The sequence below is a fragment of the Paenarthrobacter sp. AB444 genome (assembly GCF_028736865.1).
GTDB lineage: Bacteria > Actinomycetota > Actinomycetes > Actinomycetales > Micrococcaceae > Arthrobacter > Arthrobacter nicotinovorans_B.
On record NZ_JAQZBY010000018.1, the window covers coordinates 1 to 14545 of the forward strand.

A 14545-nucleotide genomic window follows, 5' to 3' on the forward strand; every position below is an offset into this window, starting at 1 on the left:
AACAAAGTACCAAGAGCGGCCGGGCCTGTTCTTCAACTGGCCCGGCCTCTCTCATGAGTCGCCTGCGTTATCCGCTACTGATCGATGTAGAACGGGTTCACCTGTTGGCACACCGCGTCCTTGGCAGTTTGGTTGACCACATCTGAGGGAACCGACGCTGCTCCGTAGGCCGTGCCGGTTGTGAAGTCCGTACCCACGTAGAGCTGCACACCAGCCACGCCAGGTGCCTCTTGAACTTGGGCGTCCGGGATGCCATAGAGCTTGGCGACGTCGGCGGCCACGTCGGCAAAGCCCGTTCCGTAGTAAAGCACGGTCTGGTCCACGGGGTTGGCCAGGTAAGACACAGCCTGCGCGAATCCGCCGCCCGTCAGAACGGCCATCAATTCCTGGCCGCGGGTGGCGACACCACTGCCGTTGGCCACCGAAACAGGCTGGATCGCCTTGTCATAGGCAGGCGCGGCGGGTGTTGTGGCTGTCGGCTGCGGGGCCGGGCTTTCTGACGGCGAGGGAGTAGCCGTCGCACCGGGGGTGGTGAGGTCGAGGTCCGCGCGCAGTGCTGCGAAGAGCTGGGACGCTTGGGGTTCAACCAGTTCAAGGCGGTTCGGATCCACGGCTGCAGCCTGGGTAGGCACTGCCACGAACGCTACCTTGGACACGTCAATGTCCTTCAGCCGCCCACCGATGGTCAACAACGAAGGGACCGAGGCGAGGCCCTCGTCCACTGTCAGGTTTTGGGTGACGACGTCTGCGATTTGCAGGAGACGCTGCGGATTGCCCAGCGTGCCTTCACTCTTGAGCTTTCGAGTCAGGGATGAAAGGAATGCCTGCTGGCCCTTGATGCGACCCAAATCGCCTCCGTCGCCGAACGCATGCCTGGTGCGCAGGAATGCCAGGGCCTGCTCGCCTTCGACCAGCGAGTCGCCCTTCGGCAGGCGGAGGCGGGAGTCCGGATCAAAGACGGGGTCGCTGACGCAGACATTCACACCGCCGACGGCGTGGGAAAGCTCCTTGACGGCGTTGAAGTCCGCCATCATGAAGTGGTCGATCTCGAGGCCCGTCAGCTTGTTGATGGTGTCGACTGCGCAACCGATGCCGGCCTCTGCCATGGCCTCGTTGATCATCACGCCGCTTCGGGCAGGAAAGGTCTGGTTGTTGGTGCGGTCGGTGCACTGGGGAACGTTCACCAACAGATCCCGGGGGAAGCTGAGGACATTGACGCGCTTGTTGTCGGCAGAGATGTCCAGCAGCATCATGACATCCGAGTGACCATAACCCGTGGAGTCTTCGCTGGTGCCGTATTCGGCATTCTTGCCGTCACGGGTATCAGAGCCAAGGATCAGGATCTGGAGCCGGTCGGTCTTGTCATTGGCCGTGGCCTCACCCGCATTGCGGCTTTCATCCGCACTCAGAGGGGCCTTGGTGATGTTCGTCTGGAGTCGGATAAACCAGAAAGCAGCAAACGCGACGCCGGCGACCAACGCGACGGACACCACGCCGGTGACGATCTTCAACCAGAGCGGCCATCCCTTGCGCTCATTCATATGGCGCGGAGTGCCGTCGGCCTCGGCTCCATGGCGTGCCGCAACGGGGCCAGCGGTGCCGGTGCCCTCCGGGCGGGCGTCACGACGTCGCACTATTCGGTTTACCTTTCCTTAAAACAGCTCGATCCCCGCAATCATAGTTGCCGTTTCTGGGAAGTTCCTTATCGGGCCGGGAGCCACGCCGGATCCAGCTCTGATGGGCTAGAAGCCGAGTTTGACCAGCTGCTTCGGATCGCGCTGCCAGTCCTTGGCAACTTTGACATGCAAATCGAGGTAGATCCGGGTACCGAGAAGGGTTTCGATGCCCTTGCGGGCATTGGTTCCGACTTCGCGCAGCCGGCTGCCGCCCTTGCCAATGATGATGGCTTTCTGCGACGGACGCTCTACGTAGAGATTGACGCGGACGTCCAAGAGCGGATTGTCCTCAGTACGTCCTTCACGCGGCACGATCTCCTCGACCACTACTGCCAACGAGTGCGGAAGCTCATCACGTACACCTTCCAAAGCCGCTTCGCGGATGAGTTCGGCGATCATGACCGCTTCGGGCTCATCTGTCAGCTCGCCATCCGGGTAGAGCGGCGGGGAGGGAGGCATGTGGCTGATCAGAACGTCCGCGACGGTGGAAACCTGGAAACCGTCGGCCGCTGAAACCGGAACGATATCGGCCCACCCTGCTTCGCCCAGGACCTCCCGGCCCAGCTCTGCGACGGCAAGCAATTGCTCGGTCAGGGCCTGACGGTCCACCAGGTCAGTCTTGGTCACCAACGCGACGATCGGCTTACGTCCGACGCCGGCCAACTGGGCGGCAATGAATTTGTCGCCTGGACCAATCTTTTCGTTGGCAGGCAAGCAGAAGCCGATGGCGTCGACCTCGGCCAAAGTATCGGCAACGAGCTCGTTCAGCCGCTTGCCGAGAAGGGTTCGGGGCCGGTGCAGACCCGGTGTGTCCACGAGGATCAGTTGCGCGTCCTCGCGGTGGACGATGCCGCGGATGGTGTGGCGGGTGGTTTGCGGCTTGGCCGAAGTGATCGCTACCTTCTGGCCGACAAGGGCATTGGTCAGTGTGGACTTGCCGGCATTCGGTCGACCGACCAGCACCGAGAAGCCCGCGTGAAAGCCGCCGAAGTCGCTGTCGGCGTCGAATTTCTTATTTTGCTTGCTCACGTGGAACTCCCTGTTGCGTTGAGTCGGCGTCGTCGAGAAGGTCTTCAAGGTCAGTGTCTTCCTTTGGCATGGCGGCCGCAATAATATGGCTGACCCTGTTACGCCGACCCTCAAGCCTATCTGCCTTAAGGAACACCCCGTTCACTTCAACGGAGCTTCCGACGATGGGAACCTGTCCAAGGGCCTTGGCCAGGAGCCCGCCCACGGTGTCCACTTCGTCGTCGTCGAGTTCGATATCGAAGAGTTCACCAAGGTCATCAATGCTCATGCGGGCGCTGACGCGGTACTGTCCGTCACCCAAGTCGACGGCTTCTTCAGCGGCTGCGTCGTATTCGTCGACGATCTCGCCGACGATTTCCTCGATGAGATCTTCCAAGGTCACCAAACCGGCGGTTCCCCCGTACTCATCAATGACAATCGCCACGTGGGTGGACTCCTGCTGGAGCTCGCGCAGGAGGTCGCTCACCGGCTTGGACTCGGGAACGTACCGGACATCACGGGCCAGCGAATCGACGTCGTGCGGCTGCAGTCCCGGCTCACCGCGGTGCATGGCCGCGGCAACATCCTTCAGGTACAGGATGCCGCGGATTTGATCAGTGTTCTCACCGATCACGGGAATTCGGGAATAGCCCGACCGCAGGAACAATCCCATGGCGGTTTCAAGGTCTGCGCCCGTGCCGATGCTGACAATGTCCGTGCGGGGAACCATGACAGAACGTACCAGGGTGTCGCCGAAGTCGAAGACCGAGTGGATAAGTTCCGCTTCGTTGTCCTCGATCATGTCGGACTCGGCCGCCCGGTCCACAAACTCGCGGAACTCTTCTTCGCTGACGAAAGCATCATCGCCGGCCGGAGCACCAGGGGCTACCGCCTGGCCCAAGGCAACAAGCCAGCCCGGGATCGGGCCCAGTACCCAGCACAGAAACCTGATCAGGGGCGCGGTGAAGCGCACTACCGGCCCTGAGTGGGCGCGCCCAAGCTGCCTCGGCGAAACACCGACCAGCACAAAGCCGATGACTGCCATGATGCCCGTCGCGGCCAGTCCGGCGAGCCACACGTTGTCCAACAAGCTGTGGAGGACAACGGCGACCGCCACGGCCGCCGCCATTTCAAACCACACACGCCAAAAGCGCAGCGCCCTCATATGGGCTATGGGGTTTTCCAGGATGCCGGCCAGCGCCTTGCCCTTGCTTCGGCCAAGGGATTGTTCGGCCTCGTGGCGGGGCAGGAAGTTGAACGCAGCCTCCGCTGCAGTCAGCAGGGCTACAAAGCTGAGGAAAACCAGCGCCATGCCGACCAGGATGAGCGAGGTCACTGCATGGTCTCCATGGGGGCATCCTTGCCCAGGAATTCAGACAGCAGTTCGCGCTGCAGGCCAAACATTTCTTCTTTTTCCTCGGGTTCTGCGTGGTCGAAGCCCAGCAGATGCAGGATCCCGTGCGTTGCCAGCAGCAGCATTTCATCCTGCGGGGAGTGACCGGCGTTGCGCGCCTGGACTTCGGCCACCTGCGGGCAGATGGCGATGTCCCCGAGCATGCCTTGCGGAGTGGGCTTGTCCGGCGTCCCCGGCGTCAGCTCGTCCATGGGCACGGACAGGACATCCGTTGCCCCGGGCTCGTCCATCAGCTCAATGTGGAGCTTCTCCATGGCGGGTTCGTCCACCAAGAGGATCGACAGCTCCGCCTGGGGGTGGATATAGAGGCGTTCGAAAATGAAGCGGGACAACGTCACCAGCTGTGCTTCATCGACTGCCACGCCGGACTCGTTGTTGACTTCAATGCTCATTTACGTTCTCCACGTTTATGGGTGTTGGCAGCGGCCGCGGGTCGGTGGGCGTCGTCCCATGCGCTGTAAGCGGAGACGATATCGGCCACCAGGCGATGCCGCACCACGTCAGCCGCCTCCAGGATCGAGAAATTGACGTCGTCGATACCGGTGAGGATTTCGCGGACGATCCTCAGACCCGAGGTCGAGCCAAAGGGAAGGTCGATCTGCGTGACGTCACCGGTGACTACCATCTTCGACCCGAACCCGAGGCGCGTCAGGAACATCTTCATCTGTTCCGGAGTGGTGTTCTGGGCTTCATCAAGGATGATGAAGGCGTCGTTAAGGGTACGGCCACGCATGTAGGCCAAAGGCGCTACTTCGATGGTCCCGGCAGCCATCAGGCGAGGGATGGATTCCGGATCCATCATGTCGTGCAGGGCGTCGTACAGGGGACGCAGGTATGGGTCGATCTTGTCGCTGAGTGTTCCAGGAAGGAAGCCCAGCCTCTCCCCCGCCTCAACGGCGGGCCGCGTCAGGATGATCCGGCTGACTTCCTTGTTCTGCAATGCCTGCACAGCCTTGGCCATGGCGAGGTACGTCTTACCGGTACCTGCAGGGCCAATTCCGAAGATCACCGTGTTGTCGTCGATGGCGTCAACATAGTTCTTCTGGTTCAGCGTCTTGGGCCTGATGGTCTTGCCCCTGCTGGAGAGGATGTTGTGGGTCAGGACATCCGCGGGATTCTGCACGGACTGGGTCCGCAGCAGGGACACCAGCTGCTGAAGTACGTCGGGCGTGACCACGGTCCCCTTGGCCACGAGGCCGCGTACTTCCTCAAGGAGGCGCATAATCCGTGGAATCACCGTGGAAGGACCGGTCATGGAGAGCTCGTTGCCACGAACGTGGAAGTTCACGTCCGGGAACTGTTCCTCGATGTACCGCAGCGCTTCATCATGGCTGCCCAGCGAGTGAACCATCTGGTCGGAGTTGTCGAACGTAACAACTTCCGTGCGCGTGCCCGGTAAAGTGTGCGGGAACTCGGTCAGCGGCTGGTTCCCGTTTCCGGTCCTGAGCCGCCCGTTCAAAGATTCACTCATAGTGCTGGCCTGCGGCCTGTTCTCCTCCGGTTGATGGTATGACGCAATCCTACGCCAGCCCCGGGCCGGATGAACCTCGGCAAGGCGCCGGAACCTGGGCCGAAACGATACCGAAGACATTTTGTCTCAACTCGGCATCAAGCCGGTATCAATCATGTTTCAGTTGACCGCCGTCCACCCAAACCCGGCCGGACGCCGTCGTCGATGTGCCAAGCTGGCTTAACCGGGTGGTTGGAACCCCCGCAGCCCTGACCAAAAGGAAGCATCATAGCCATGCCAGCGAGCACCGGGAAAGGCGCACGAAAGCGGACACGGTCCGCCGTCGCCGCGCCTGCGATGCTTGCTGTCCTGCTGCTGACCGGTTGCATTGCCAACGGCGGCGGGGGCAGCCAGGCGACGTCGAGCCCGCCGTCGCTGTCCGTGCAGGACGCGCCCGCGAGCAACGCCCCCTTGGAGACAACCCAGGCTTCCACCAAAATTCCGGTCTATTGGATTGGGCGAAGCAAGGACGAGGTCTACCTCTACCGCGAATTCCGGGACATTTCCGGTGACGGCAACCCTGTCACCACCGCCTTGAAGATCATGATGGCCGAGAAGCCGTTGGATCATGATTTCTTCACGCCTTGGCAGGAACCTGGAAACCTGGCGACCTCCATCTCGGGGAAGAACGTGATCACCGTCGATGTCTCCCGCGACGCCTTCAACTCGAACCTGGACGCCGGGATGGCCCAGAGGGCCATTCAGCAGCTGGTGTACACAGCCACGGCGGCAGCGTCGTCCTCCGGACTCATCAACTCGGGCCAGCAGATCCAGGTGGTCATCCTGGTGGACGGCCACAAGGACTACATGGCGTTCGGACAAGTAAAACTTGGCGAACCCATGACGCGCGACGCTTCCTTGGTGGCACCGCTGTGGATCATTGATCCCCAGGAGGACGTCTCCTTGCCGGCAGGGCTCATCAAGTTCAACGGCCGCATCACGGACAACTCCCGGCCCATCAGCTGGCAGATCCTCCAGGACAACGGCAAGGGAGAGAAGTCGAGCCTGCTCACGGGCCAGACCAAGGCAACCGGCGAGCCCGGTCAGTACGGTCTCTTCAGCTTCGGCGCCACGCTGAAACCCGGCAAGTACGAGCTCCGGGTCTCCGAGGTGGACGACGCCGGCAAGGCGATCGAATCGAGCACGGATACCCGCCTGTTCAGCGTCTCCTAGGCGTCTTGTGCGTAGCTTGCGAGCGTCGGTGGCCGGCTACCAGCGTCCGAGGACGTCGCTGGCCAGAACGACGGCGGCAGGTCCCGCCGTCGACGACCGCAGCACATGGTGACCCAACAGTGCGGTGACGGCCCCAGCGTCGCTCAGCCGCGTTACTTCGCGCGGTGAGATCCCGCCTTCGGGCCCGACAATCAGAAGAACCTCGCGCGGTGGGGAGTCGCCAGCATCCAGCTTCTCCAGGACCTCCCGCAAGGGGTTCTTGGCGTCCTCGTGGAGGATGATGGCGAGGTCGGCTTCCGCAACGGCCTTGGCCAGTCCGCTCGAGTCGACGATCGGGCGGACCGGAGGTATCCAGGCCCTGCGCGCCTGCTTTGCCGCGGCGGTCACCACAGACTCCCACTTCGCGTGGGCTTTGGCTGCGCGGTCACCCTTCCAACGCACAATCGAGCGTTCGGACTGCCAGGGAACCACGGCATCGATTCCAAGCTCAGTGGCCGTCTCGATGGCCAGCTCGTCACGGTCGCCCTTGGCCAAGGCCTGCACCAGGACCAAACGCACCTGGGGCTGTTCTTCGAAGACGACATCCGCCGCCGTCACCGTCAAGGTGCCGGGGCCGACGTCGGCGACGGTTCCGGTGAGGCGGGCACCAGCGCCGTCGGCGATGTCAACGGACTCGCCGACGGCCAAGCGCTTGACCGTGACGGCGTGGCGCGCCTCCGGTCCCTCCAGGACAAATGCGGCACCGGAGCGCAACTGGTCAAGGCTGCCGACCGGGGCGAAGAAGACGGGATTGCTCACCGCTACAGGTTACCGAGCTTGTCCCGGAGCTTTGCGAACATTCCGCCGCTGGCCACCAGTTTGCCTTCGGTGAACTGCTCACCGCGAAGCTTGGCGAGCTGCTGCAGCAGTTCTTCCTGGGCGTGGTCCAGTTTGGTAGGAGTCTCCACGTGCAGGTGCACTTTGAGGTCGCCACGGCCGTAGCCGCGGAGATGGGTGACGCCAAGGCCGCGAAGGGTGATGATCTCCCCGGACTGCGTCCCCGCCTTGACCTCAATGTCCTGTGCGCCGTCGAAAGTATCAAGCTCCAAGTCCGTCCCGAGGGCTGCTGCTGTCATGGGCACGCTCAGGGTGGCGTGGAGATCATCACCTTCACGAACGAACGTGGAATCGTTGTTTACGCGGATCTCCACGTAGAGATCGCCCGCCGGACCACCGGCGGGGCCGGCTTCGCCCTGGCCGGACAGCTGGATGCGCGTGCCGGTGGCGACACCTGCCGGCACCTTGATGGTCAACGAACGGCGGCTCCGGATGCGGCCCTGGCCACTGCACTCGTTGCAGGGATCCTTGATAACTGTGCCGAATCCTTCACAGGTTCCGCAGGGCGCGGTGGTCATGACCTGGCCAAGGATGGAGCGCACTGCGCGCTGGACCTGGCCGCTGCCGCCGCAAATGTCGCAGCGTTCGGGGTGGGTGCCGGGACGGCAGCAGCTGCCATCACACGTTGGGCAGACCACGGCTGTATCGACTTCAAGCTTCTTGTTGACGCCGAACACCGCGTCCTTGAGGTCGATCCGGACACTGATGAGGGCGTCCTGGCCGCGCCGGACGCGTGAGGCCGGCCCTCCGTGTCCACCGCCCCCGCCAAAGAACGTGTCGAAGATGTCCTGGAAGGCGAAGCCTTGGCCTGCGTACCCGCCACCGAAGCCGTTGTCAGTTCCGTTCTCATTGCCGGTGGCGTCGTAGACGCGGCGTTTCTGGGGATCTGACAACACTTCGTATGCATGGGTCACGGCCTTGAACTGCTCCGCGACATCTTCACCGGGGTTTACGTCCGGGTGGAGTTTCCGTGCCAGCTTGCGGTACGCCTTTTTGATCTCTTCCCCGGTGGCTTCCGGCGAGACTCCCAAAACGTCATAGTGGCTGCTCAAAGTCGGTATCTCTTCCTGGTTGTACTGCGGATGTTTCCTCGCCGCTTTTCAGCCGCCGAGAATGCGGGAAAGGTAACGGGCCACGGCGCGTACTGCCGCCATGGTGGTGGGATAGTCCATGCGGGTGGGTCCGAGGATGCCCACCTTGGCACCTGATCCGTAGCCGGTGGCCACGACAGATGCCTCGGCGAGACCGTCGTACGGATTCTCCCGGCCAATGCTGACAGTGACGCCTCGAGGATCGTCTCCCATGTCCGACAACAACCGGAGCATGACAACTTGTTCCTCAAGTGCCTCCAGCACCGGACCGATGCTCAAGGGGAAATCGACGTTGGACCGTGCAAGGTTGGCCGTACCGGCCATGAGGATGCGCTCTTCACGGCTGGCATCGCTCAACGATTCCAGGCCATTTGCGAGCGTTTGCGCGAGGGCCCGAAGGTCGGGCGGACACAGGGCAACCACTGACGGAAGCACCTGCGGCAAGAGGGCCAGCTGGGTGCCGGCGATGCTGCCAAGGAAACGTGACCTCAACAACATCAGGGCCTCGTTGCTCACATCGGCGCCGGCCTCGATCACCTTCTGCGCAACGCTTCCGGTATCCGCTATGAGGACCACAAGCACTTGCTTGGGTGCCAGCAGGACAAACTCCGCGTGGCGCACCAAGGCGCGGTGCGAGTGCGGGTACTGCACGACGGCGACCTGGTTGGTCAGTTGCGAAAGGAGCCTGACGGTGCGCTCAAGAATGTCATCGACGTCGTCCGGGCCCTCCAGCAGCGAATGGATGGCCCGGCGCTCGGCGGCTGACAACGGCTTGACCTGCGAGATGCGGTCCACGAAGAGTCGATAGCCCTTGTCCGTGGGAATCCGGCCCGCGCTGGTATGCGGGGCAGCAATGAGACCCTCCTCTTCCAGGACGGCCATGTCATTGCGGATGGTGGCACTGGAAACACCCAGGTGGTGGCGCTCAACGAGGGCCTTCGATCCCACGGGCTCCCGGGAATGTACATAATCCTCAACGATGGCACGCAGCACTTCCAGCTTGCGTGGCTCACTCATTGCTCCACCTCCTGACGACTGCCATGGTCCTTGGGACCGTCCCCTGTGGGACCTCCATCGGGCCACCACACTTAGCACTCAACATGCCCAAGTGCTAACAAGTCTAGTATGAGCTACCACGTTGTTAGCATTGAAACCGTCCCCGGACTGGATCCGGGACGGCTAACCAGCACAGCCTGAATTCAGCTGCTGCCTGTCCTTTCCCATATCACCACAGAGGTAGGAATTCCTTGGCTTTCGACAATTGGGGCCCGCAGGATCTGACGGCACCGGCCAAACGCCAACTCCCCGAAGTTCCGGTCCAACGCGGAATGGTCCTGGAGGACGTCCAGTCGGGGTGGGTGGGCGAAGTCACCCGGGTCGAAAAGACAGGCGGCATGCACATCGTGGCCCTGGAGGACAGGCGCGGCAAAACGAAGTCATTCCAGCTCGGCTATGGATTTCTCCTAGAAGGGCAAGCCATCCGGTTGATGCCTCCAGCTCCCCGTCCTCCTGCTGCGGCGGTTCCGGCAGGACGGACGGCCTCGGGCTCAGTAAAAGTCGAGGGACAGCGGGCGCAGGTAGCCAAGGCCAGCCGCATCTGGGTTGAAGGCAAGCACGACGCCGAACTCGTCGAGAAGGTCTGGGGTGACGATCTTCGGGTCGAGGGAATTGTGGTCGAACCCCTCCATGGAGTGGACGACCTCAAATCAGCCATCGCAGCTTTCCGCCCCGGGCCCGACCGCCGGCTCGGCATCCTGGTGGATCACCTGGTCCAAGGCTCCAAGGAGTCCAGGATCGCAGCCGAGGCCATGACCGTCCCCGGCGCTGCCGGGAATGTCCTGATCGTCGGGCACCCCTATGTGGATGTGTGGCAGGCAATCCGGCCCAAGGTCCTGGGCATTGAGCAATGGCCGGCTGTGGCCCGGGGGACAGATTGGAAGACCGGGATTCTCACCGCCTTCGGGTGGCCCCACGACACCGCCGAGGACATAGGTTTGGGCTGGCAGCGGCTTCTGGGTGCGGTGCGCAGCTACGCGGACCTTGAACCGTCATTGCTGGGCCGCGTTGAGGAAGTCATCGACTTCCTGACCGCACCCTGAAGGACCGCCAGCACGACAGGATCTGAGGCATCTGCGGGGCGTTGGTCCCGGGAAGGACGTCCGGGCCGGTATTCTTGGACAGCAACACCGCAGCATCTTTACAGCAAAGGGAAGACACCGTGGCAGATAACGCTCCTGAAGAACCGGGCAGCGCCGCAGGCCGGCCCCAGTACCACGGCGCGCCTGCCAACGCTCTCCCGCTGACGGCCAGTGAGGACCGGCAGTGGGCCACTTTGGCGCACTTCGGCGGCATCCTCGGATGCGTGCCCGCTCTTTTGATCTACTTGATTTTCCGCGACCGCGGGCCGTTCACCGCACAGGAATCCAAAGAGGCACTGAATTTCACGCTGCCTCCCACTATTGCCGCCGTGCTGGCGAACATCCTGGTACTGCTTCCGGTGGTGGGAAACATCTTCGCAGTCATCGCCACGGGCATCTGGGTAGCGCTGACCTGCTTCTCCGTCTCAGCGGGAATCAGGGTCAACCACGGTCAGCCGCACCGCTACCGCTTCAACCTGCGCTGGATCAAGTAGAGGCCCCGGCTTAGGACGCAGGAGCTCCACTACTGGCTTAGCCGGTTCAGTCCGGCAGGATCCTGCGGACTACTGCGTCGGCGAGCAGACGGCCCTTCAGCGTCAGAATCAGCCGACCCTTGAACGCCTGAACAGGATCAACCAGCCCATCAGCGATGAGGCCTGCCATGGCATGACGGCCCACAGCATCGAGGGCATCTACGGCAAGCCCCGTTCCGAGGCGCGCCTCCAGCATGATCCGCTCGATTTCGCGGGTTCCGGGGTCAAGGGTTTCGCGCCCGGCTGCCGGCGAGGTTCCAGCTCCCAACCGTGACGCATAGGCCGTCGGGTGTTTGACGTTCCACCACCGGACGCCGCCAACATGCGAATGCGCACCGGGGCCGATCCCCCACCAATCATCTCCGCGCCAGTAGGCCAGGTTGTGCCTGCAGGCCTGTTCCGGGGTCCTGGCCCAGTTGCTGACCTCGTACCAGTCCAAACCCGATGCTGAGATCATCTGGTCCGCCAGTTCGTATTTGGCGGCGTGGTCGTCGTCGTCGATTCCGAGGACTTGGCCGCGCCTGATCTGCGCGGCAAGCTTGGTGCCGTCCTCAACTATCAGCGCGTAGGCGCTGATGTGATCGGGCTCGTAGGACAGGGCGGTCTTGAGCGAGAGCTCCCAATCCGCCATGGACTCCCCCGGTGTCCCGTAGATCAAGTCCAAACTGACGGCCAGGCCGGCCTCACGGGCCCATTGAACCACCAAGGGCACCCGGCTGGGGGTGTGCGTGCGGTCCAGGACCTTCAACACGTGGGGAACGGCCGACTGCATACCGAAGGACACCCGGGTGAAACCGGCCTCGGCAAGGATCTTCAGGGATTCAGGGGTTACGGAGTCGGGATTCGCCTCGGTGGTCACCTCCGCGCCGGGCTCAAGACCCCAATGCCCGACGGCGGCACGCAGGATCTGCGCCAGATCTTCCGCGGGCAGGAGGGTGGGGGTACCGCCCCCGAAGAAAACTGTGCTGAGGGGTCGCCGCGGGAGGCCCGAGGCATCCAGAGCCGCAGCCGCGAAGCCGAGCTCGGAAACCGCCGTCGCAGCATAGGCATCCTGTGACGCTCCGCCGCCGAGCTCGGTCGCGGTATAGGTGTTGAAATCGCAATAACCACAGCGCACGGCACAGAACGGGATGTGCACATAGAGGCCGAATTTGCGCTGCTCGACGCCGTCCAGCACCTGCGGCGGCAAAATGCCGTCCGCAGGTGCCGGATCGCCCAAAGGTAGGACGCTGGGCATTTACTTCTTGGCCTTGTCCTTTGACTCGTCCGTGGTCAGCGCTGCGATGAAGGCCTCTTGGGGCACCTCAACGCGGCCAACCATCTTCATGCGCTTCTTGCCTTCTTTCTGCTTTTCGAGCAGCTTGCGCTTACGGGTGATGTCACCGCCGTAGCACTTGGCAAGAACGTCCTTGCGGATGGCCCGGATGCTCTCCCGGGCAATGATGCGGGAGCCGATGGCAGCCTGGATGGGCACCTCGAACTGCTGCCGTGGAATCAGTTCGCGGAGCTTCCCGGTCATCATCACACCATAGGCGTAGGCCTTGTCACGGTGCGTGATGGCGCTGAACGCGTCCACCTGTTCGCCCTGGAGCAGGATGTCGACCTTGACGAGGTCGGCCACTTGCTCGCCGTCGGCCTTCCAGTCCAGCGAGGCGTAGCCGCGCGTCTTGGACTTCAGGAGATCGAAGAAGTCGAACACAATTTCGGCCAGCGGGATCCAGTAACGAAGTTCAACGCGGTCCTCGGACAGGTAGTCCATGCCCTTCATCTGACCACGACGGCTCTGGCACAGCTCCATGATGGCGCCGACGAACTCGTTGGGCGCAAGGACGGTAGCGGAGACCATGGGCTCGCGGACTTCAGCGATCTTGCCCGTGGGGTACTCGCTGGGGTTGGTGACGTGGACAACCCGCTTGTCTTCCAAGGTGACCTCGTACTCCACGTTGGGTGCAGTGGAGATGAGGTCGAGGTTGTACTCGCGTTCCAAACGCTCGCGGGTGATTTCCAGGTGCAGCAGCCCAAGGAAGCCCACACGGAACCCGAAGCCCAGCGCAGCCGAGGTCTCAGGCTCGTAGACCAGGGCTGCGTCATTGAGCATCAGCTTTTCCAATGCGTCACGGAGCACCGGATAGTCCGTGCCGTCCAGGGGGTAGAGGCCGGAGAAGACCATGGGCTTCGCGTCTGCGTAACCACTGAGAGACTCAGAGGCCGGCTTGGCTTGGTTGGTGACGGTATCGCCAACCTTGGACTGGCGGACATCCTTCACGCCGGTGATGAGGTATCCCACCTCGCCAACACCCAGGCCCTTGGACGGGGTGGGCTCCGGCGAACTCACGCCGATTTCGAGGAGTTCGTGCGTCGCGCGGGTTGACATCATCTGGATGCGTTCGCGTGGGTGCAGCTTGCCATCCACCACACGGACGTAGGTGACCACGCCACGGTAGGTGTCGTAGACCGAGTCAAAGATCATGGCACGCGCGGGGGCGTCGGGATTGCCAACAGGTGCCGGGAGGTCGCGGACGATCTTATCCAGCAGTGCTTCTACGCCAACGCCGGTTTTACCGGAAACCTTGAGGACATCCTCCGGGTCTCCACCGATAAGGTTGGCAAGCTCAGCCGCGTACTTCTCGGGTTGCGCCGCAGGGAGGTCGATCTTGTTCAGCACCGGAATGATGGTGAGGTTGTTTTCCATCGCCAGGTAGAGGTTGGCCAAGGTTTGGGCTTCGATGCCCTGTGCCGCGTCCACCAACAGGATCGCGCCCTCGCAGGCTGCCAAGGACCGGGAGACCTCGTACGTGAAGTCCACGTGACCTGGGGTGTCGATCATGTTCAGGGCGTAGCTGGTGCCATCGAGTTCCCACGGCATGCGAACAGCCTGGGACTTGATGGTGATGCCGCGCTCACGTTCAATGTCCATGCGGTCCAGATACTGGGCCTTCATGTCGCGTTGCTGAACGACGCCGGTGAACTGCAGCATGCGGTCGGCCAAGGTGGACTTACCGTGGTCAATGTGGGCAATGATGCAGAAGTTCCGGATGATGGCCGGATCTGTTGCGGCGGGCACCGGTGCGGTGCGGGCCATGGGAGACACGCAGGATCCTTACTGTCGACACTCACACGGCAAAT

Annotated in this window: 13 protein-coding genes; 3 read left to right on the forward strand and 10 right to left on the reverse strand. The window is 62.5% G+C overall.

Annotated elements, in window-relative coordinates; genetic code table 11:
* Positions 1–74: 74 nt before the first annotated feature.
* The 5 genes from PQ627_RS18355 to PQ627_RS18375 form a co-directional block, all read right to left on the reverse strand.
* Positions 75–1634 carry an LCP family protein gene (locus PQ627_RS18355; RefSeq protein WP_274262813.1) on the reverse strand — a complete coding sequence of 520 codons (1560 nt, stop codon included), beginning with the start codon at positions 1632–1634 and terminating at the stop codon, positions 75–77.
* 108 nt (positions 1635–1742) lie between these two features.
* Positions 1743–2705, reverse strand: a complete 963-nt coding sequence (era, locus tag PQ627_RS18360) for a GTPase Era (protein ID WP_144658896.1) — start codon at positions 2703–2705, stop codon at positions 1743–1745.
* Positions 2689–4020, reverse strand: coding sequence for a hemolysin family protein (locus PQ627_RS18365; protein ID WP_274262814.1), 1332 nt, complete (start codon positions 4018–4020; stop codon positions 2689–2691). Before PQ627_RS18365 ends, era begins: the two co-directional genes overlap by 17 nt.
* A complete protein-coding gene (ybeY, locus tag PQ627_RS18370) occupies positions 4017–4490 on the reverse strand; it encodes an rRNA maturation RNase YbeY (protein ID WP_274262815.1) in 474 nt (157 codons plus the stop codon). Before ybeY ends, PQ627_RS18365 begins: the two co-directional genes overlap by 4 nt.
* A complete protein-coding gene (locus PQ627_RS18375) occupies positions 4487–5569 on the reverse strand; it encodes a PhoH family protein (protein WP_144658899.1) in 1083 nt (360 codons plus the stop codon). The genes ybeY and PQ627_RS18375 overlap by 4 nt, the downstream gene beginning before the upstream one ends.
* Positions 5570–5842: 273 nt before the next feature.
* Between PQ627_RS18375 and PQ627_RS18380 the strand changes: the two genes are divergently transcribed.
* Positions 5843–6781, forward strand: coding sequence for a GerMN domain-containing protein (locus PQ627_RS18380; protein WP_274262816.1), 939 nt, complete (start codon positions 5843–5845; stop codon positions 6779–6781).
* A gap of 36 nt (positions 6782–6817) precedes the next feature.
* Here the strand turns inward: PQ627_RS18380 and PQ627_RS18385 are convergent, their stop codons facing one another.
* From PQ627_RS18385 to hrcA, 3 genes are read right to left on the reverse strand one after another with little or no spacing between them, the layout of a single operon-like run.
* On the reverse strand, positions 6818–7579 hold the full coding sequence (locus PQ627_RS18385; protein ID WP_274262817.1) for a 16S rRNA (uracil(1498)-N(3))-methyltransferase: 762 nt from the start codon (positions 7577–7579) through the stop codon (positions 6818–6820).
* A 2-nt stretch (positions 7580–7581) separates the two neighbouring features.
* Positions 7582–8709 carry a molecular chaperone DnaJ gene (gene dnaJ / locus PQ627_RS18390; RefSeq protein ID WP_144658901.1) on the reverse strand — a complete coding sequence of 376 codons (1128 nt, stop codon included), beginning with the start codon at positions 8707–8709 and terminating at the stop codon, positions 7582–7584.
* A 48-nt stretch (positions 8710–8757) separates the two neighbouring features.
* Positions 8758–9765 carry a heat-inducible transcriptional repressor HrcA gene (hrcA, locus tag PQ627_RS18395; protein WP_274262818.1) on the reverse strand — a complete coding sequence of 336 codons (1008 nt, stop codon included), beginning with the start codon at positions 9763–9765 and terminating at the stop codon, positions 8758–8760.
* Between the two features lie 230 nt (positions 9766–9995).
* On the opposite strand from hrcA, the gene PQ627_RS18400 reads away from it, so the two are divergent.
* Positions 9996–10847 carry a DUF3097 domain-containing protein gene (locus tag PQ627_RS18400; RefSeq protein WP_274262819.1) on the forward strand — a complete coding sequence of 284 codons (852 nt, stop codon included), beginning with the start codon at positions 9996–9998 and terminating at the stop codon, positions 10845–10847.
* A gap of 119 nt (positions 10848–10966) precedes the next feature.
* Entirely contained in the window at positions 10967–11380 is a 414-nt protein-coding gene (locus tag PQ627_RS18405; RefSeq protein WP_144658904.1) for a DUF4870 domain-containing protein, read from the forward strand.
* 46 nt (positions 11381–11426) lie between these two features.
* Here the strand turns inward: PQ627_RS18405 and hemW are convergent, their stop codons facing one another.
* Together hemW and lepA are read right to left on the reverse strand one after the other, a co-directional pair.
* Positions 11427–12656, reverse strand: coding sequence for a radical SAM family heme chaperone HemW (hemW, locus tag PQ627_RS18410; RefSeq protein WP_274262820.1), 1230 nt, complete (start codon positions 12654–12656; stop codon positions 11427–11429).
* Positions 12657–14510, reverse strand: a complete 1854-nt coding sequence (gene lepA, locus PQ627_RS18415) for a translation elongation factor 4 (protein ID WP_144658906.1) — start codon at positions 14508–14510, stop codon at positions 12657–12659.
* Between the last annotated feature and the right edge of the window lie 35 nt (positions 14511–14545).

What these genes read in the sequence shown, in the direction of transcription:
- hemW (WP_274262820.1), bottom strand. Translation starts at nt 12,656, where the DNA reads ATGCCCAGCGTCCTACCTTTGGGCGATCCGGCACCTGCGGACGGCATT.
- PQ627_RS18375 (WP_144658899.1), bottom strand. Translation starts at nt 5,569, where the DNA reads ATGAGTGAATCTTTGAACGGGCGGCTCAGGACCGGAAACGGGAACCAG.
- ybeY (WP_274262815.1), bottom strand. Translation starts at nt 4,490, where the DNA reads ATGAGCATTGAAGTCAACAACGAGTCCGGCGTGGCAGTCGATGAAGCA.
- hrcA (WP_274262818.1), bottom strand. Translation starts at nt 9,765, where the DNA reads ATGAGTGAGCCACGCAAGCTGGAAGTGCTGCGTGCCATCGTTGAGGAT.
- PQ627_RS18380 (WP_274262816.1), top strand. Translation starts at nt 5,843, where the DNA reads ATGCCAGCGAGCACCGGGAAAGGCGCACGAAAGCGGACACGGTCCGCC.